At 74.1% G+C, this 18,764-nt stretch carries 16 protein-coding genes and 1 tRNA gene; 16 read left to right on the top strand and 1 reads right to left on the bottom strand.

What is annotated here, in order from left to right; translation table 11 throughout:
• The first annotated feature begins 31 nt into the window (after window positions 1-31).
• The 6 genes from KSK32_RS23620 (at window position 32) to KSK32_RS23645 (ending at window position 8,798) form a co-directional block, all read left to right on the top strand.
• Window positions 32-895, top strand: a complete 864-nt coding sequence (locus tag KSK32_RS23620) for a hypothetical protein (protein WP_216933162.1) — start codon at window positions 32-34, stop codon at window positions 893-895.
• 1 nt (window position 896) lies between these two features.
• Window positions 897-2,594, top strand: a complete 1,698-nt coding sequence (gene murJ, locus KSK32_RS23625) for a murein biosynthesis integral membrane protein MurJ (protein WP_216933163.1) — start codon at window positions 897-899, stop codon at window positions 2,592-2,594.
• Window positions 2,591-3,724 carry a glycosyltransferase family 4 protein gene (locus KSK32_RS23630; protein WP_216933164.1) on the top strand — a complete coding sequence of 378 codons (1,134 nt, stop codon included), beginning with the start codon at window positions 2,591-2,593 and terminating at the stop codon, window positions 3,722-3,724. Before murJ ends, KSK32_RS23630 begins: the two co-directional genes overlap by 4 nt.
• The gene (locus KSK32_RS23635) at window positions 3,724-6,126 is read left to right on the top strand and encodes a hypothetical protein (protein WP_216933165.1); all 2,403 of its coding nucleotides are present in this window, start codon (window positions 3,724-3,726) and stop codon (window positions 6,124-6,126) included. Before KSK32_RS23630 ends, KSK32_RS23635 begins: the two co-directional genes overlap by 1 nt.
• A gap of 301 nt (window positions 6,127-6,427) precedes the next feature.
• A complete protein-coding gene (locus tag KSK32_RS23640; protein ID WP_216933166.1) occupies window positions 6,428-8,158 on the top strand; it encodes a CTP synthase in 1,731 nt (576 codons plus the stop codon).
• A gap of 34 nt (window positions 8,159-8,192) precedes the next feature.
• Complete coding sequence (locus KSK32_RS23645; RefSeq protein WP_216933167.1) at window positions 8,193-8,798, top strand: NUDIX hydrolase; 606 nt, start codon at window positions 8,193-8,195, stop codon at window positions 8,796-8,798.
• 63 nt (window positions 8,799-8,861) lie between these two features.
• Here the strand turns inward: KSK32_RS23645 and KSK32_RS23650 are convergent, their stop codons facing one another.
• The gene (locus KSK32_RS23650) at window positions 8,862-9,215 is read right to left on the bottom strand and encodes a TM2 domain-containing protein (RefSeq protein WP_374226724.1); all 354 of its coding nucleotides are present in this window, start codon (window positions 9,213-9,215) and stop codon (window positions 8,862-8,864) included.
• 186 nt (window positions 9,216-9,401) lie between these two features.
• Between KSK32_RS23650 and ald the strand changes: the two genes are divergently transcribed.
• The 10 genes from ald (at window position 9,402) to KSK32_RS23700 (ending at window position 18,670) form a co-directional block, all read left to right on the top strand.
• Window positions 9,402-10,517: an alanine dehydrogenase gene (gene ald / locus KSK32_RS23655; RefSeq protein WP_216933169.1), complete on the top strand. Its 1,116-nt coding sequence runs from the start codon at window positions 9,402-9,404 to the stop codon at window positions 10,515-10,517.
• Window positions 10,518-10,528: 11 nt separating this feature from the next.
• Window positions 10,529-11,500, top strand: a complete 972-nt coding sequence (locus KSK32_RS23660) for a site-specific tyrosine recombinase XerD (protein WP_216933170.1) — start codon at window positions 10,529-10,531, stop codon at window positions 11,498-11,500.
• A 194-nt stretch (window positions 11,501-11,694) separates the two neighbouring features.
• Window positions 11,695-12,618, top strand: coding sequence for a ParA family protein (locus KSK32_RS23665; RefSeq protein ID WP_013285595.1), 924 nt, complete (start codon window positions 11,695-11,697; stop codon window positions 12,616-12,618).
• Window positions 12,619-12,659: 41 nt separating this feature from the next.
• Entirely contained in the window at window positions 12,660-13,658 is a 999-nt protein-coding gene (locus KSK32_RS23670) for a ScpA family protein (protein WP_216933171.1), read from the top strand.
• A 4-nt stretch (window positions 13,659-13,662) separates the two neighbouring features.
• On the top strand, window positions 13,663-14,745 hold the full coding sequence (scpB, locus tag KSK32_RS23675; RefSeq protein WP_216933172.1) for an SMC-Scp complex subunit ScpB: 1,083 nt from the start codon (window positions 13,663-13,665) through the stop codon (window positions 14,743-14,745).
• Entirely contained in the window at window positions 14,732-15,502 is a 771-nt protein-coding gene (locus KSK32_RS23680) for a pseudouridine synthase (RefSeq protein ID WP_216933173.1), read from the top strand. The genes scpB and KSK32_RS23680 overlap by 14 nt, the downstream gene beginning before the upstream one ends.
• A gap of 170 nt (window positions 15,503-15,672) precedes the next feature.
• On the top strand, window positions 15,673-16,353 hold the full coding sequence (gene cmk, locus KSK32_RS23685; protein WP_216933174.1) for a (d)CMP kinase: 681 nt from the start codon (window positions 15,673-15,675) through the stop codon (window positions 16,351-16,353).
• Window positions 16,354-16,411: 58 nt separating this feature from the next.
• Window positions 16,412-17,821 (top strand): ribosome biogenesis GTPase Der, encoded by a 1,410-nt coding sequence (gene der, locus KSK32_RS23690; protein ID WP_254187161.1) that lies wholly within the window; start codon window positions 16,412-16,414, stop codon window positions 17,819-17,821.
• Between the two features lie 148 nt (window positions 17,822-17,969).
• Window positions 17,970-18,043, top strand: a tRNA-Pro gene (locus KSK32_RS23695).
• Between the two features lie 480 nt (window positions 18,044-18,523).
• Window positions 18,524-18,670, top strand: a complete 147-nt coding sequence (locus tag KSK32_RS23700; protein WP_216933175.1) for a hypothetical protein — start codon at window positions 18,524-18,526, stop codon at window positions 18,668-18,670.
• The last annotated feature ends 94 nt before the right edge of the window (window positions 18,671-18,764 follow it).

Raw genomic sequence — 18,764 nt, forward strand, 5'->3', positions numbered from 1 at the left:
TCGCGTTCGAAGTCCGGATCGAGGAGGTCCCGTGAGACTGGGTCGGCTGCTGGCCGTCGGCGCGGGAGCGCTGGCCGCCCGCTACGTGCTGCGCCAGACGCGCACGTCGCCGGGCGGTCCGGCGCTGGAGCGCACCAACTACCGGGGCCGCACCGTGACCCTGGCCGCCGGTCCGGCCCTGGCCGTCGGCGCGGCGACCGGGGCCGCCCTGGGCGCCGGTAGCGCCCCGGCCGGTGCCGCCGCGCTGGTCGCCGGGCTCGGCGCGGGAGCGGTCGGCCTCTACGACGACGTGGTCGGCGCGCGCCCCGAGCAGAAGGCCGCCAAGGGGTTCGCCGGGCACCTCGCCGCGCTGCGCGAGGGCCAGGTCACCGCCGGAATGGTCAAGGTCGCCGGGGTGGGGGTGGCCGGGCTGGGCGCCGCGGCGCTGCTCGCCGCCGACCAGCGGGTCGCCGCACACCCGCGCCGCCGGCGGGCCGGGGCGTTCGGCCGCGGGGTCGACGTGCTGCTCGGGGCCGGCGTGGTGGCCGGCACCGCCAACCTGGTCAACCTGCTCGACCTGCGGCCCGGCCGGGCGCTGAAGTCCGGCATGCTGCTCGGCGCGCCGCTGACCACCGGCCCGTACGGCGGCGTCGCCGCGGGCGCGGTCGGCGCGTCGGCCGCGCTGGTCGGCGACGATCTGGGCGAGCGGGTGATGGTGGGCGACAGCGGCGCCAACGCTCTCGGCGCGCTGCTCGGGGTGAGCCTTGCCGCGCGTACCGGGCCACTCGGCCGGGCCGGCGTGCTGGCCGTGCTCGCCGCGCTCACCGCCGCCAGCGAGAAGGTCAGCTTCACCCAGGTGATCGCGCGGACCCCGGGGCTGCGGCACCTCGACGAGCTGGGCCGGCTCCCGGACTGACGTGACGAAACCGGCTCCTCTCGCCGCCGCCGGCCGGGTCGCCGGGGCGGCCGCCCTCATCGCTGTCCTCACCGTCCTCAGCCGGCTCGCCGGCTTCGGCCGTACCGCCGTGTTCACCTGGATGCTGGGCCCCACCGATCTCGGTGGTGCCTACCTGGTGGCGAACTACGTCCCGAACTTCATCTTCGAGATCGTCGCCGGTGGGGCGCTCGCCAGTCTCGTCGTACCGCTGCTGGCCGGCGCCGTCGAGGCGGGTGACCGGCGCGCGGTGGCCGCCACCACCGGCGCGCTGCTGACCTGGACGCTGAGCCTGCTGGTTCCGCTGGCGGTCCTGCTGGCGCTGTTCGCCGATCCGCTGCCGGGCCTGATCGGAAACGGCCTCAGCGAGGCGCAGCAGGCATCAGGCGCGCGGATGCTGCGGGTCTTCGCGCCGCAGTTGCCGCTGTACGGCGTGGGGATCGTGCTGACCGGTGTGCTCCAGGCGCACCGCCGCTTCGCCTGGCCGGTGATCGCGCCGCTGCTGTCCAGCGTGACGGTCATCGCCGTCTACCTCGGTTTCACCGCCGCGCAGGGGCGGCTGGCCACGATCGGGGAGGCCGGGCGCGGTGGCGAACTGCTGCTGTCCGCCGGCACCACGGTCGGCGTGGTGGTGCTCTCGCTGTCGCTGCTGATCCCGGTGCGCCGGCTGCGGCTGCGGATCCGGCCGGGCTTCCGGTTCCCGGCCGACGCCCGTGCCCGGGTCGGCGGTCTGGTGGTCGCCGGGGCGGTCACCGTGGCCGCCCAGCAGGTCGCCCTGGTGGTCGCGCTCAACCAGGTCACCTACGGCCGCACCGCCGACGTCAGCGTCTACAACCTCGCCCAGACCGTCTACTTCCTGCCCTGGGCGGTGCTGGCCGTGCCGCTCGCGGTGGCCGCGTACCCGACGCTCGTGGCGGCCCGGGCCACCGGCGACGAGCGCGCCTACCGGGAGACCCTGGCCCCGGCGGTACGCGGCGTCGTGCTGCTCAGCCTGCTCGGCGCCGCCGCGCTCGCCGGCACCGCGATCCCGGTCGGGCACTTCTTCTTCTCCGACCCCCTCGACGCGCGCACCGCCGCGGCCGGGATCGCCGGTTTCGCGCCCGGCCTGGTCGGCTACGGCCTGTTCGCGGTCCTCACCCGCGCGCTGTACGCCCGGGGCGAGACCCGCGCGGCCACCGTCGCGACCGCGCTCGGCTGGCTCAGCGTGCCCGCGCTCGCCGTGGTGTCCGCGCAGGTGGCGCCGCTGGCCGACCGGGTGCCCGCGGTGACGCTGGCGACCTCGGCCGGCATGCTGCTGCTCGGCGGGCTGCTGGTCGCCGCGGTCCGGCGGGCCGCGGGTGGCGAGGCGCTGGCCGGGGTCGGCCGGGCCGGAGCCGCCGGGCTGCTCGCCGCAGTCGTCGCCGGAGCCGGCGGGGCGGCCGCCGCGGCGGGACTCGCCGGGCTCGGTGACGGCACCCCGGCGACACCGTGGGCCCTCGCGCAGGGCATGCTGTCCGGGGTCGTGGTCGGTGTCCTGTTCCTCGCCGTCGCCTGGCTGACCGACGCCCGCGACCTGCGGCCGCTGCTCGCGACCGTGACCCGCCGGCTGGGCCGGCGACGCCCGGCCGGCGGGGACGACGGCCCGCCGGCGCAGCAGCACCCCGGCGAGCGGGGTGACGGAAGGGAGACCGTTTCCTCATGACGGACGCCTCGCCGGCACCGCGCTGGCCCGGGTCGGTGGCCCTGGTGCTCGCCTCCAGCACCGGCGGGGTCGGGCAGCACGTGCGCTCGATCACCCGGGGGCTCACCGAGGCCGGCGCATCGGTGCTGGTCTGCGGCCCGGCCGCCACCGAGGAACAGTTCGACTTCACCGGCGCCGGGGCCCGGTTCACGCCGGTGGAGATCCCGGCCAGCCCCACGCCGGGCGACGCGCGCGCGGTCACCGCGCTGCGCCGGGCGCTCACGGACACGCCCGTCGACGTGGTGCACGCGCACGGGTTGCGCGCCGGCCTGGTCGCCGCGCTCGCCCGCCCCGCCGCGCCGCTGGTCGTCACCTGGCACAACGCGGTCCTCGCCGGTGGCCTGCGCGGCGCGGTGTCCCGGCTGGTCGAGCGGGTCGTCGCCCGGTCCGTGCGGGTCGCCCTGGGCGCCTCCGCCGACCTGGTCGACCGCGCCGCCGCGCTCGGCGCCCCCGACGCCCGCCTCGCTCCGGTCGCCGCGCCGGCGCTGCCCGCGCCGCGCCGCCGCCGCACGGCGGTACGCGCCGAGTTCGCCGTCGCCGCCGACCAGCAGTTGATCCTCTCGGTGGGCCGGCTGCACCCGCAGAAGCGGTACGACGTGCTGATCGACGCCGCCGCCCGCTGGCGGACCCGTACTCCCGTCCCGCTCGTGGTGATCGCCGGCAGCGGCCCGGCGTACCTGCCGCTGGCCGCCCGGATCTCGGCCGCCCGCGCGCCGGTGACGCTGCTCGGGCACCGTGCCGACGTGGCGGACCTGCTGGGCGCCGCCGACCTGGCGGTGGTGACGAGCGACTGGGAGGCCCGCCAGTTGTTCGCGCAGGAGGCGCTGCGGGCGGGTGTGCCGCTCGTCGCGACCGCCGTCGGCGGGCTGCCGGACCTGGTCGGCGACGCGGCGGTGCTGGTGCCGCCCGGCGACGTGGACGCCGTCGACGCGGCCGTGCGCGACCTGCTCGACGACCCCGTACGCCGGGCCGACCTGGGCCGCCGTGGCCTGACGCGGGCCGCGACCTGGCCCACCGAGGCGGACACCGTGGCCGCGCTCGCCGGCCTCTACGCCGAGCTGGCACCCCAGCTCTCGACCGGGAACCGCTGATGCTGCGCAGACTGACCCCGGTGCTGCTGACGCTGGTCGTGGTGGCGCTGGGCATCACCGCGCTCTCCGCCCGCCCGGACGAGGGTGCGACCCGGCCCGGCGCCGACTTCGTGGTGCTCGTCGGCGCGGCGGGCCTGCGGTGGGACGACGTCGACCCGGAGAACACGCCGACGCTGTGGCGGATGGCCGAGCAGGGCGCGATCGGGTCGCTGTCGGTGCGCTCCGCGCACCGCCCCACCTGCCCGGTCGACGGCTGGCTCACGCTCGGCGCGGGGAACTTCGCCGCCTGGCCCGGCGCCCGGCCGGGCGGTGGCTGCCCGGCCACCGGTGTGACGGTCGAGCGGCCCGACGGCATCGGCGCGAACCTGCCCGACCAGCCGAGCGCGGTGGCGCACAACCAGGAGCAGCTCTCCTGGGGCGCGACGCCCGGCGCGCTGGCCGAGTCGGTGCGCTGCTCGGTGGCGGTCGGGCCGGGCGCCGCCGTGGCCGCGGCCCGCCCGTTCGGCCGGGTCGACAGGTACGCCCCCTCGCTCCCCGAGAACCCGGCGGAACTGCTCGGCTCCTGCGTGCTGAGCATCGTCGACGTCGGCACCGTCGACGACGACGACCCGGCCGTACGGGCCGCCCAGGCGCGGGAGGCCGACGCCCGGCTGGCCCGGGTGCTCGCCGCCCGACCGCCGCGTTCGCTGGTGCTCGTCGCCGGCGTGTCCGACACCGACTCTCCGGCGCGGCTGCACGTCGCGGTCGCCGACGGCCCCGGCTGGGAGGGCGGGTGGCTGACCTCGCCCAGCACCGCCCGGTCCGGCTACCTGCAACTGATCGACCTGGCCCCGACCGTGCTCGCCGTGCTCGACAGGCCGATGCCGGAACGGGCGTTCCTCGGCCGGCCCGCGGTGACGGTCGACGACCGGCCCGACGACCTGCGGGCCGCGATCGAGGCGCCGGCCGACGCGGACCGGGAGGCCGCCGCCCAGCGCCGCGTCGCCGGCTGGTTCTTCACGTTGCTGGCCGCCGCCCAGCTCGCCCTCGCGGTGGCGGTGCTGCCGCTGCTGCGCCGGGCCCGCCGGCTCGCCGGTCCGCACGGGCCGGAACCGGTGTCCCGGCGGATCGTCGCGGCGGTGGAGCTGCTGCTGGTCGCCGTCGCGCTCGCGGTGCCCGCGGCGTTGCTCGCCGACGCCGTGCCCTGGTGGCGCGGGGACCACGCCGGCTTCTGGTACGCCTCGGTGACCGCGCTGCTCGTCGTCGCCGGCACCGCCGTGGTCCGGTTCAGTCCCGGGTACGAGCGCACGCTCGGCCCGCTCGGGGCGGTTGCCGGGCTGGCCACGCTCGTCGTCGGCGTGGACGTGCTCACCGGCTCCCGGTTGCAGCTCAACGGCGTGGTCGGCTACTCGGCGCTGGAGGGCGGCCGGTACGCCGGGCTCGGCACCGTCGGGCTCGGCGTGTTCGTCGCCGGGGCGCTGCTGTGCGGCGGCTGGCTCGCCCAGCGGTTCCGCCGGGGCTGGCGGCCGATGGTGATGGTGACGGTCGGCGGGCTCGCGGTGGTGGTGGTGGGCAGCCCGTACCTGGGCGCCGACTCGATCGGCGCGATCGCGCTCACCGCCGGGGTCAGCGTGGCGGCCGCGATCTGCAGCGGCGGCTGGCTCACGGTGAGCCGGCTGGCCTGGGCCACCATGGCCGCGCTGGCGGTCACCGTCGGCTTCGCCCTGGTCGACCTCGGCCGTCCGGCGGCGGAGCGGGGCAGCCTGGGGCGCTTCCTCGCGGCGCTCGGTGACGGCACCGGCGGGCTCACCGTGCACCGGTCCAGCAGCTCCAACATCCAGACGCTGATGAACAGCCCGCTCACCGTGCTGGCCCTGGCCGGGGCCGCGCTGGTCTGGCTCGCGCTGCTCCAGCCGTGGGGCGGGCTGATGCGGCTGTGCGGCATCTACCCGGCGATCCGGGCGGCGATGGCCGGCACCGGGGTGGCCGTCGGGCTGGGCGGCGTCCTCAGCGGGTCGGCGCTGGACGTGGCGGGCGCGGCGGCGGCCCTCGTGGTGCCGATGGCGGCCCTGGCGGCGCTGCGGGTGCTCGACCACTCCACCGACCGCACGGTGCCCGACAGCGGGCGTGGCGGCGGCGAGACGGGCGCGGTCCCACCGGGCGGCCCGGACAACTCCTCCAGGGGCGGCGCGGCCGCCGGCGGTGCGGGTGGTGGTCGGTCGGCCGCCGACGGTGCGGGCAACCCGGGGGAGACCGAGGAACCGGACGAACCGGACCGGCCGGATTGCGCGGGCAAGGAAACGCCGGACGGGCCGCGCGCCGATGCCGGCGACCTCCGGGCCGACCACGACCCCGACCACGGGACCGCCGTGCAGGTGCCCGCGCAGCCGACCCCGGCGTCCTCGGACATCCCTGCCCGCTGACCCCGTCCGCGTGCCCGCCAGGTCTGGCGCCTTCGCCAGGTCGGGGAGGTGGCGGGGTCGAGGCCCGGTGGAAGGCAGCACACCGGCGAGCTGGTATCGATCAAGGGCCCGGACCCGGCCCGGACCCGGGCCGGAGGAGCGCCGGGGGAGGGCCGGCACCGGCCCCGCGTGCGCCGACAGCGGGTGCGACGCCAGCTCACGGTCCGGATGGTGTTACCGTGGAATCCCGTGGATCGCGTGATCACTCTGCTGATCGGCACGGCGGTTCGCACGACCGCTACGGACGACACGGGAGCAGGCCTTGGCCCCTACAGCACGGACGACCAGGCACATTTTCGTCACCGGGGGCGTCGCCTCCTCGCTGGGTAAGGGCCTCACCGCCTCCAGCCTCGGCAGTCTGCTGACCGCGCGCGGACTGCGCGTGGTGATGCAGAAGCTCGACCCGTACCTGAACGTCGACCCCGGCACGATGAACCCGTTCCAGCACGGCGAGGTCTTCGTCACCGAGGACGGCGCCGAGACCGACCTCGACGTCGGCCACTACGAGCGGTTCCTCGACCGGGACCTCTCCGGCAAGGCGAACGTCACCACCGGCCAGATCTACTCGGCGGTGATCGCCAAGGAGCGGCGCGGGGAGTACCTCGGCGACACGGTGCAGGTCATCCCGCACATCACCAACGAGATCAAGGCCCGGATCCTCGGCATGGCCGACCCGGACGCCGAGGGCCAGGTGCCCGACGTGGTGATCACCGAGGTCGGCGGCACGGTCGGCGACATCGAGTCGCTGCCGTTCCTGGAGTCGATCCGGCAGATCCGCCACGACCTGGGCCGGGACAACTGCTTCTACCTGCACGTGTCGCTGGTGCCGTACCTGGCGCCGTCGGGCGAGCTGAAGACCAAGCCGACCCAGCACTCGGTGGCGCAGCTGCGCAGCATCGGCATCCAGCCCGACGCGCTGGTGCTGCGCTGCGACCGGGAGATCCCGGAGAAGGTCAAGGAGAAGCTGTCGCTGTACTGCGACGTCGACCGGGAGGCGGTCACCGCCGCGCCGGACGCGCCGAGCATCTACGACATCCCGAAGGTGCTGCACCGGGAGGGCCTCGACGCGTACGTGGTGCGCCGGCTCGGCCTGTCCTTCCGCGACGTGGACTGGACCCGCTGGGACGACCTGCTGGAGCGGGTGCACCAGCCCCGGCACACGATCACCGTCGCGCTGGTCGGCAAGTACGTCGACCTGCCCGACGCGTACCTGTCGGTGAGCGAGGCCATCCGGGCCGCCGGCTTCGGCCACCGCGCCCGGGTCCAGCTCAAGTGGGTGCCCAGCGACGACTGCGTGACCCCGGCGGGCGCCGCCGCCGCGCTGTCCGGCGTCGACGGCATCGTGATCCCCGGCGGCTTCGGCGTCCGCGGCATCGAGGGCAAGGTCGGCACCGCCCGGTACGCGCGGGAGAACGGCATCCCGCTGCTGGGCCTCTGCCTCGGCCTGCAGTGCATGACCATCGAGGTGGCCCGCCACCTGGGCAACCTCGACGGGGCGAACTCGCTCGAATTCGACGAGGAGGCCGTGCACCCGGTCATCGCCACCATGGCCGACCAGGAGGACATCGTCGCCGGGCGCGGCGACCTGGGCGGCACCATGCGGCTCGGGGCGTACCCGGCGAAGCTGGCCGAGGGCTCGATCGTCGCCGAGGCGTACGGCAGCACCGAGGTCAGCGAGCGGCACCGGCACCGGTACGAGGTGAACAACGCCTACCGGGACCAGCTCACCAAGGCCGGCCTGCGGATCTCCGGCACCTCGCCGGACGGGCGGCTGGTGGAGTTCGTCGAGCTGGACCGCGACCTGCACCCGTTCTTCGTGGCCACCCAGGCGCACCCGGAGCTCAAGAGCCGCCCCACCCGGCCGCATCCGCTGTTCGCCGCGTTCGTCGGCGCCGCCGTGGCGTACTCGCAGGCCGACCAGCTGCCGGTGGACCTGGACGGCGCGGCGGAGAAGGCCGGGCGCGGCGGCGGCGCGAAGGCGTCCGCGAAGTGAGCGGCCGGTCCGCGCGGGCGCGCGGGGAGGCGGCGTGAGCGGCGCCGAGCACCGGTACGAGGTGACCGGCCGCCGGGAGATCTGGTCCGGCCGGATCTTCTCCGTGGTCAGCGACGACGTCACCATGCCCGGCGGCGGCAGCGTGACCCGCGACTACGTGCGGCACGTCGGCGCGGTCGCGGTGGTGGCGCTCGACGAAGCCGGTCAGGTAATGCTGATCCGCCAGTACCGGCATCCGGTCGGCCGGCACCTGTGGGAGCTGCCCGCCGGGCTGATGGACGTCGGCGGCGAGGACCTCGACGCCGCCGCGCTGCGGGAGCTGGCCGAGGAGGCGGACCTGACCGCGGGCCGCGTCGACGTGCTCGTCGACCTGCACAGCTCGCCCGGCTTCGCCGACGAGGTGGTCCGGGTGTTCCTGGCCCGCGACCTCGCCGACGTGCCGGCCGGGCAGCGGCACGACCGGCACGACGAGGAGGCCGACCTCCAGGTGGTCCGCGTGGACCTGGACGAGGCGGTGCGGATGGTGCTGGCCGGCGAGATCACCAACGCGTCCTGCGTGGCCGGACTGCTCGCCGCCGCCCGCGCCCGCGACACCGGCTTCACCGAGCTGCGCCGCCCGGAGACGCCGCTGCCGCGCTGATCCGCAAACGACGAGGGGCCGCCCGGCGCACTGCGCCGGGCGGCCCCTTCCGTGCGCCTGTGGTCAGTCGCGCAGCGGGCGTCCCTGCCCGTCGACACCGCCGTTGACGAGGATCAGGATGCCGTCGACGATGCCCCAGATCGAGCCGATGCCGCACGTCACCAGCGTGACGATGAGCTGGATGACGCCGGTCTTGGTGTCGCCCATGTAGAACCGGCCGATGCCGAAGCCGCCGAGGAGGATCTGGAGAACACCCGCGACGACCTTGCTCTTGTCCGAGACGCCCTGCGGGTACTGCTGATAAGGAGTGGTCATGAGCGGACACAATAGTGATCGGTTCACGTCCTGTCGGTCTCGCCGCTCGCCCGGTGGGAAGATGTCATCGAACTTTGTCCTCTCGGCGGATGGCGTCTCCACCGGGCAGTCCGAGGCATGCCTGACACACCGTCAGGACCAGCGGGCACCGGATGTCACAGTGTCGCCGTCAGCGGGCTTCCCACGGGCCTAGACTGCCGCCGGCGGGACAGGAGGACCGCGCCGGCAACGGAGCCGGCGCGGCCACGCAGTCGGGGGTGAGCCGCCCCGGAGGAAGGTGTCTGCATCGTGAAGGTCGGAATCCCCCGCGAGGTCAAGAACCACGAGTACCGGGTGGCGATCACGCCCGCCGGCGTCAACGAGTTCACCCGCCACGGCCACGAGGTCTTCGTCGAGGCAGGCGCCGGCGTCGGCTCCAGCATCACCGACGACGAGTTCGCCGCCGCCGGCGCGAAGATCCTGGCCACCGTCGACGAGGTGTGGGACACCGCCGAGCTGGTGCTCAAGGTCAAGGAGCCGATCGCCGAGGAGTACCACCGGATGCGCGAGGGCCAGGTGCTGTTCACGTACCTGCACCTGGCCGCGTCCCGCGAGTGCACCGACGCGCTGGTCGACCGGAAGGTCACCGGCATCGCGTACGAGACGGTCGAGCTGCCCGACCGCTCGCTGCCGCTGCTCGCCCCGATGTCCGAGGTGGCCGGCCGCCTCGCCCCGCAGGTGGGCGCCTTCTACATGATGCGCACCGGCGGCGGGCGGGGCGTGCTGCCCGGCGGCGTCTCCGGCGTGTACGCGGCCAAGACCGTGGTCATCGGCGCGGGCGTGTCCGGCCTGAACGCCGCCGCCATCGCGCTCGGCCTCCAGTCCGAGGTGCTGCTGTTGGACAAGAACGTGGCCCGGCTGCGCTCCGCCGACGCCATCTACCGGGGTCACCTGCAGACAGTCGCCTCCAACGCGTACGAGATCGAGCGGGCCGTGCTCGACGCGGACCTGGTCATCGGCGCGGTGCTGGTGCCCGGCGCGAAGGCCCCGAAGCTCATCTCCAACGAGCTGGTCTCCCGGATGAAGCCGGGCAGCGTGCTCGTCGACATCGCCATCGACCAGGGCGGCTGCTTCGAGGACTCGCGCCCGACCACGCACGCCGAGCCGACCTACAAGGTCCACGACTCGATCTTCTACTGCGTGGCGAACATGCCCGGCGCGGTGCCGAACACCAGCACCTACGCGCTGACGAACGTCACCCTGCCGTACGCCCTGGAGCTGGCCAACCAGGGCTGGCAGCAGGCGCTGCGCAACGACCCGGCGCTGGCCCTGGGCCTGAACACCCACGCCGGCAAGGTCGTCTACGGTCCGGTCGCCGAGGCGCACGGCATGGACGTGCTGCCGCTGGACGAGGTGCTGAGCTGACCGACGCCGCCGTGCGCGCGGCCGGCGCGGAACCCGCGCCGGCCCTGCGCCGTGCGGTCCGGACCTACCTGGACCACCTCACCGTCGAACGTGGGCTGTCCGCGAACACGCTCGCGTCGTACCGCCGGGACCTGGACCGCTACCTCGCCACGCTGGCCGCGGCCGGGGTGGACGACCTGGCCGCCGCCGGGCCCGCGCAGGTCGAGGCCCACCTGGCCCGGCTGCGCGCGGGCGACGACGACCACCCGCCGCTGGCCGTCTCCTCCGCCGCCCGCGCCGCCAGCGCGGTCCGCGGCCTGCACCGCTTCGCGCTGCGCGAGGGACTCGCCGGCGCCGACCCCAGCCGCGACGTCCGCCCGCCCGCGCCGCCGCGCCGGCTGCCCCGTGCGCTGCCCGTGGACGCGGTCCTGCGGCTGCTGGAGGCCGCCGATCTGCCCGGCGCCACCGGCGACGCCGCGGCCCGCGCGCTGCGCGACCGCGCGCTGCTGGAATTCCTGTACGGCACCGGCGCGCGCATCTCCGAGGCGGTCGGCGCGGCGGTCGACGACCTCGACCTGGACGCCGGCACCGTGCTGCTGCGCGGCAAGGGCGGCCGGACCCGGCTGGTCCCGGTCGGCGGGTACGCGGCCGGCGCGCTGCGCGCCTGGCTGGTCCAGGGCCGCCCGGCGCTGCTGGCCGCCGGGCGCGGCACCCACGCGGTGTTCGTCAACGCCCGTGGCGGCCCGCTCACCCGGCAGGGCGCCTGGGCCGTGCTGCGCACCGCCGCCGCCCGCGCCGGCCTGCCGGTGGACGGGCCCGACGCGGTCTCGCCGCACACGCTGCGCCACTCGTACGCCACGCACCTGCTCGACGGCGGCGCGGACGTGCGCGTGGTGCAGGAACTGCTCGGCCACGCCTCGGTGACCACCACCCAGGTCTACACGCTGGTGACGGTGGAGCGGCTGCGCGAGGTGTACGCCACAGCCCACCCCCGGGCCCGCTGAGAGCCGGCGTGGTGATGCCGGCCTGACGGGCGGCCGACACGCCGACCCGCTACCGAACGCGCTGCTGGCCGGTGGCGTACAGTCGGCATCGGCGCGGGCCTCCAGGTGCGACGGACCGGGGGTGCGCAGCGGCGCCGCGAGGGACGTCGGACGGCTCCGACGCCGGGTGGTCGTCGGGAGGGGGCAACGAGGACATGGCAGGAAACGGTGACCGTGCCGAGACCTGGACGTCGGAGCTCCGTGAGCAGCAGGCGACGCTCGGCGCCGATCTCGGCCCCGCCGACCCGGCCGCGTACACCATGCGCAAGCCGATCCCCGAACCCATGCCGACCGACCGGCACGGCCCGGCGCGGATCATCGCGATGGCCAACCAGAAGGGCGGCGTCGGCAAGACCACGACGACCATCAACCTGGGCGCGGCCCTGGCCGAGTACGGCCGCAAGGTGCTGCTCGTCGACTTCGACCCGCAGGGCGCCCTCTCCGTCGGGCTGGGCGTCAACCCGCACAACCTGGACCTGTCGGTCTACAACCTGCTGATGCAGGACGACGTCACCGCCGAGGACGTCCTGATCAAGACCGACGTGGCCGGGCTGCACCTGCTGCCCGCGAACATCGACCTCTCCGCCGCCGAGATCCAGCTGGTCAACGAGGTCGCCCGCGAGATGGCACTGGCGCGGGTGCTGCGCACCATCCGCAAGGAGTACGACTTCATCCTGATCGACTGCCAGCCCTCGCTGGGCCTGCTGGCGATCAACGCGCTGACCGTCGCGCACGGCGTGCTCATCCCGCTGGAGTGCGAGTTCTTCAGCCTGCGCGGTGTGGCGCTGCTGCTGGACACCATCGACAAGGTGCGCGAGCGGCTCAACTTCGACCTGGAACTCGAAGGCATCCTCGCCACCATGTACGACAGCCGCACCACCCACTGCCGCCAGGTGCTGCAGCGGGTGGTCGAGGCGTTCGGCGACAAGGTCTACCAGACCGTCATCACCAAGACGGTGAAGTTCCCCGAGTCCACGGTGGCCGGCGCGCCGATCACCACCCTCGACCCGGCCTCCTCCGGCGCGCGCAACTACCGGCAGCTCGCGCGGGAGGTCATCGCCGCCCAGGCGGACCGGTAGGGCGCACGCCGGCCGCCCGCCGCGTCGTCTACGGTTTCCCGGTGACCGCACCGCCCCTCGACCCGCCGCACGGCCCCGGCGACCCCGCCGTCGCCGCGGAGCTGGCCGCCGAGGTGCTCCCGGTCGAGCCGGCTGCCGCGGGGGAGACCAGTGGCTTCACGGTCCGGCTGGACAACTTCACCGGCCCGTTCGACCTGCTGCTCCAGCTGATCAGCAAGCACAAGCTGGACGTCACCGAGGTCGCCCTGCACAAGGTCACCGACGAGTTCATCGCGTACCTGCGCGCCATGGGCGACCAGTGGGACCTGGACGAGACGAGCGAGTTCCTGCTGGTGGCCGCCACGCTGCTCGACCTGAAGGCGGCTCGGCTGCTGCCCTCGGCCGAGGTCGAGGACGAGGAGGACCTGGCGCTGCTGGAGGCGCGGGATCTGCTGTTCGCCCGGCTGTTGCAGTACAAGGCGTACAAGGAGGCCGCCGCGCACATCGCGGAGCTGGAGGCGGTCGGCGGCCGGCGCTACCCGCGGGCGGTCACCCTCGAACCGCGGTACGCCGAGGCGCTGCCCGACCTGGTGCTCGGCATCGGTCCGGAGCGGCTGCGCAAGCTCGCGGTGAAGGCGATGAGTCCGAAACCGGTGCCCGAGGTCTCCATCGCGCACGTGCACATGGTCCGGGTCAGCGTCCGGGAACACGCCGGCATCATCGCCGACCGGCTGCGCCGCGCCGGGGTCGCCACGTTCTCGCTGCTCTGCGCCGACTGCGAGATGACGCTCGAGGTGGTGGCCCGGTTCCTGGCGCTGCTGGAGCTGTACCGGCAGGGTCTTGTCGCGTTCGTGCAGGAACAGGCGCTGGAGGAGCTGACCGTCCGCTGGACCGGCCCGGCCGACGGCGAGGCCGAGCTCACAGTCGACGAGTACGCCGGCGCCCCCGAACCCACCACCACGTCCGTCCCCGCCGACGACGCCGCGCCGGGCGATGCCGGCGCATCCGGCGCCGCCGTGCCCACCGAGGCGGCGGACGAACCCGCACCGACGCAGGAGTGAACGGATGAGCGACCAGGAACGCCGCGACTCCCTGGCCGACCAGGCCGCCGCCTGGGTGCCACCGTGGGAGCGCCCCGCGCCGCCCAGGCCCGCCCCGGACGACTCCGACGCGACCCCCGGGCAGCCGGACCCCGAGATCGCGGACACCCCCGTCTCCCGAGCCGCAGATCTCGACGCGACACCCGAGCTGCCAACAGATCTTGGAAGCGAAGGGCCCTCAGAGGGGCCCGTTCCTTCCAAGATCGCCACGATCGGGGCGGGTCTTGGTACCGGTCAGCCCCTCCAGGGGCGGGACCGTACCAAGATCTCGGGAGAGAGCGGGACGCGTGACGCCGTATCGGCGAGCGGTGCGGAGACGGGTACCGCGAACGACGCCGGTGATCGGGCGGCGACCGTCGCCGGCGATGACGCGGGGCAGGGCGTCGGCGCGACGGCGCGGGACGCGGCGCAGGAGGCAGGCGGGGGAGCGAGGGCTGAGGGGGTACCCCCTAAGCGGGGACGCCGGCGAGCCGTGCCGGAACCGGCGCCCGCGCCCGCCATGGACGACGCGGAGCTGCGCGGCGCCCTGGAGGCGATCCTGCTCGTGGTCGACCAGCCGGTCAGCGAGCTGGTTCTGGCCGAGGTCCTCGAACAGGCCCCGGAACGGGTCGGCGCGATGCTCGACGAGATCGCCGCCGGTTACACCGCCGCAGGGCACGGATTCGAGCTGCGCCGGGCCGCGGGTGGCTGGCGTCTCTACACCCGGCCGGAATACGCGACGTACGTGGAACGGTTCGTGCTGGACGGGCAGTCCGTACGACTGACCCAGGCCGCGCTGGAGACGCTCGCCGTGGTCGCCTACCGGCAGCCGGTGACGCGTTCCCGCATCTCGGCCATCCGGGGTGTCAACTGCGACGGGGTGCTCCGTACCCTGGTGGGTCGCGGCCTGGTCGAGGAGTGCGGCACCGAAGCGGACAGCGGGGCCTACCTCTACCGGACCACCATCATGTTCCTGGAGAAGCTGGGGCTCAACTCGGTGGACGACCTGCCGCCGCTCGCCCCGTTCCTCCCCGACGACGTAGAAGAGCTTGCCGATGCGACGCGATGACCGTGCCCCGAAGCCCGACGCCCCCGTGTACGAGGGCGCCGAGCGCCTCCAGAAGGTGCTCGCCGCCGCGGGGGTGGGTTCCCGGCGCGCCTGCGAAGACCTGATCTTCCGGCGCCGGGTCACCGTGAACGGGCGGGTGGCGCAGCTCGGCGACAAGGCCGACCCGGCCCGCGACGTGATCGTCGTCGACGGGGAGCGGCTCCAGGCCGACGTCCGCCTGGTCTACGTGGCGATGAACAAGCCCCGCGGGGTGGTCACCACCATGGCGGACGAGAAGGGCCGCACCGAGCTCGCCGACTTCGTCGGCGCGCGGCTGGAGCAGCGGGTCTACCACGTCGGGCGGCTGGACGCCGACAGCGAGGGCCTGCTCCTGCTCACCAACGACGGCACCCTCGCGCACAAGCTCATGCACCCGTCGTACGAGGTGCTCAAGACCTACCTCGCCGAGGTGGCCGGGCCGATCCCGCGCAACCTGGGCAGGCGGCTGACCGCCGGCGTCGAGCTGGAGGACGGGCCGGTGAAGGTCGACGGGTTCAAACTGGTCGACACGCTCGGTAAATCCGCCCAGGTGGAGCTGACCCTGCACGAGGGGCGCAAACACATCGTCCGGCGTCTGATGGCCGAGGTGGGACACCCGGTGTCCCGTCTGATCCGTACCTCGATCGGTCCGATCAAGCTCGGCGACCTGCGCACCGGGCGGATGCGGCGGCTGACCAACGCGGAGGTCGCCGCCCTGTTCAAGGCGGTGGGTGACTGACCCGCCGATCCGGGTACGGCTCCCGGTAGGCTTCGACGCGGTCCGCGGCCCGGCACACGCCGGCCGGCGGGACGCCCGCGCGGCGCGGGCATGATTGACGACAGAACCATCCGCTCAACGGCGCCGGACAAAAAGGGCGACCCGCGAGGTACGGGCTGAGGAGGACAACGGTGGAGGAAAACGTACCGGCCGGGCGATGTGTGGTCGCTCTGGACGGGCCGTCCGGTTCGGGGAAGTCCACCGTGTCGCGGCGACTGGCGACCGGCCTCGGCGCCCGCTACCTCGACACCGGCGCCATGTACCGGGCGCTGACCTGGGCGGTCCTGCGCTCCGGCGTGGAACTCACCGACACCGAGTCGGTGGCCAAGGTCGCCGCCGAGGCCGACCTGCGCATCGGCACCGACCCCCAGGGGTACGCCGTGACAGTCGACGGCACCGACGTGTCCACCGCCATCCGCGGCGCCGAGGTGACCAAGGCGGTGTCCGCGGTCGCCGCGGTCGCCGCCGTACGCGAGCTGCTCGTCGACCGGCAGCGGCGGGTGATCGCCGACGCGGGCCGGATCGTGGTCGAAGGCCGGGACATCGGCTCGGTGGTCGCGCCGGACGCGGACCTGAAGGTCTACCTGACCGCCTCCGAGGCGGCGCGCGCGCAGCGGCGCAGCGCCGAGGACGCCGCCGACGTCGCGGCGACCGCCGCCGACCTGTCCCGCCGGGACCGGCTCGACTCGACCCGCAAGGTCAACCCGCTCCAGCAGGCCCCCGACGCGGTCGTGCTGGACACCACCGAGCTGGGCATCGACGAGGTCGTGGCCCGCCTGCGCGAGATGCTCACCGAGCGGGGCGTCGCGTGAGCGCGAGGAGTGAGCGGGTTGTGCGAGCCCCGCAGTCGCGAACGAAGGGCGGCTCGGCATGAGTGACAATGACTTCGGTGGATGGGTGGAGCTCCGCGAGCCGGAGGCCGACTCCGGTGAGCCGACCGGCCCACAACCAGTGGTGGCAGTGGTCGGCCGCCCCAACGTCGGCAAGTCCACGCTTGTCAACCGCATCATCGGCCGCCGGCAGGCGGTCGTGGAGGACATCCCCGGCGTGACCCGGGACCGGGTGCCCTACGACGCGCAGTGGAACGGCCGGGCGTTCACAGTGGTGGACACCGGCGGCTGGGAGCCCGACGCCAAGGACCGTGCCGCGGCCATCGCCGCGCAGGCCGAGACGGCGGTGGTCACCGCCGACGTGGTGCTGTTCGTGGTGGACGCCATGGTCGGCTCGACCGACGTGGACGAGGCCGCGGTGAAGATGCTGCGCCGCAGCGCCAAGCCGGTGATCCTGGTCGCGAACAAGGCCGACAACACCACCATCGAGATGGAGGCGACCTCGCTGTGGTCGCTCGGCCTCGGTGAGCCGTTCCCGGTCTCGGCGCTGCACGGCCGCGGCTCCGGCGACCTGCTCGACGCGATCCTGAACGCGCTGCCCGAGGCGCCGAAGATCGTGGAGAACCGGCCGCGCGGCCCGCGCCGGGTGGCGCTCGTGGGCCGCCCCAACGTGGGCAAGTCCAGCCTTCTCAACCGCTTCTCCGGCGAGGAGCGGGCGGTGGTCGACTCGGTCGCGGGCACCACTGTGGACCCGGTCGACAGCCTGGTCGAGATCGGCGGCGAGACGTGGCAGCTGGTCGACACCGCCGGCCTGCGCAAGCGGGTCGGCAAGGCCAGCGGCACCGAGTACTACGCCAGCCTGCGTACCGCCTCGGCGATCGAGGCGGCCGAGGTCGCCGTGGTGCTGATCGACTCCAGCGAGGTGATCAGCGAGCAGGACCAGCGGATCCTCACCATGGTCGTCGAGTCCGGCCGGGCGCTGGTCATCGCGTTCAATAAGTGGGACCTGGTGGACGGCGACCGCCGCTACTACCTGGACAAGGAGATCGACCGGGAGCTGCGACGCATCCCCTGGGCGATCCGGCTGAACCTGTCGGCGAAGACCGGCCGCGCCGTCGACAAGCTCGCGCCCGCGCTGCGCAAGGCGCTGGCGAGCTGGGAGACACGCATCCCGACCGCGCAGCTCAACCAGTGGCTCACCGCGCTGGTCCAGGCCACCCCGCACCCGGTACGCGGCGGACGCGCTCCGCGCATCCTGTTCGCCACCCAGGCCGGGGCGGCGCCGCCACGCTTCGTGCTGTTCACCACCGGCCCGCTGGATGCCGGCTACCAGCGCTTCGTCGAGCGCAAGCTCCGCGAGGAGTTCGGCTTCGAGGGCAGCCCGATCGAGATCTCGGTACGCCCGCGCAAGAAGCTCGGCCCCGGCGGCCGGGGCAAGGCCCACGGCTGACCCGCTGGTTGCCACTCGTTGCCGCACGCCACCCTCCTAGGACGCTTTAGGGGGTGTGGCGCGCGGCGCGGGAGGGGCCTCTGCGCACGGTGCGAAGATCCTGCGCTAAGCTGTACCGGCTGCCGCGGGGGAGACCTGGCGGGGGCATCGGGACGTGGCGCAGCTTGGTAGCGCACTTGACTGGGGGTCAAGGGGTCGTCGGTTCGAATCCGGCCGTCCCGACCGGTTGACCTGGGAAGATGAAGATCTTCTCCGGTGACGGCGGCAACATCCGGTAACGGATGATCTTTGTTGGCAGTAACGGCGATGAGCTTTTGCCGTCGGCATGCTGAACTCGGAACGCTCTGACCTGCCGCTTCGTCTGGGTTCTGGACGGGGCGGCATTGTGGTTCTTGATTCCGCGTCAAGCGCTGCGGATGCTGCTGGCTGTCGCTTCGCGCAATCCCCTCGGATCGCCGCGATGGCCGCTGCGCCCGATGCCGAGGCCCTGCAGGAGATCGCGAGGTCGTGGCCGCCCAGGGAAGGCTCGCCCCGGGCATTTCACGCCACAGGCGATGGTCCATTCGCACGGCTGCACAGCGGCTGGGTGGATCACGCGCGGGATCGATCGGTTCCCCCTTGTGGCAGAGATGCTCGTCGCCACTGGCGCACGCCGGGTTCACCGGGAGGAGTTGGCGAGGGATTCCAAGGCGACGGGCGCCGTTGATCGGCACCGTGGAAACGGCCGGCAGCGACGATCCGATGGCGTGGGCTCTGAAGGAGCTGCGTCGAGAGATCAGCCAGCAGCTGGCGTACGGCTCGGAGTTGGTCGACGTGCTGCTGGCGGTGGGCCGTGACAAACATGCCTGACAGGTGGCCGGTACCCGGGCACCGTCGAGCAGGCCATCCTCAACTCGGCCGACACGCGGCGCTACCGGAGGTCGACGACCCGTAGGTGCTACCG

The organism is Micromonospora sp. WMMB482 (assembly GCF_019038635.1).
Taxonomy (GTDB): domain Bacteria; phylum Actinomycetota; class Actinomycetes; order Mycobacteriales; family Micromonosporaceae; genus Micromonospora; species Micromonospora marina.

Coding starts and splice junctions, on each gene's coding strand:
- KSK32_RS23630 (WP_216933164.1), top strand. CDS start 2,591: ATGACGGACGCCTCGCCGGCACCGCGCTGGCCCGGGTCGGTGGCCCTG.
- KSK32_RS23635 (WP_216933165.1), top strand. CDS start 3,724: ATGCTGCGCAGACTGACCCCGGTGCTGCTGACGCTGGTCGTGGTGGCG.
- KSK32_RS23665 (WP_013285595.1), top strand. CDS start 11,695: ATGGCAGGAAACGGTGACCGTGCCGAGACCTGGACGTCGGAGCTCCGT.
- scpB (WP_216933172.1), top strand. CDS start 13,663: ATGAGCGACCAGGAACGCCGCGACTCCCTGGCCGACCAGGCCGCCGCC.
- KSK32_RS23680 (WP_216933173.1), top strand. CDS start 14,732: ATGCGACGCGATGACCGTGCCCCGAAGCCCGACGCCCCCGTGTACGAG.
- der (WP_254187161.1), top strand. CDS start 16,412: ATGAGTGACAATGACTTCGGTGGATGGGTGGAGCTCCGCGAGCCGGAG.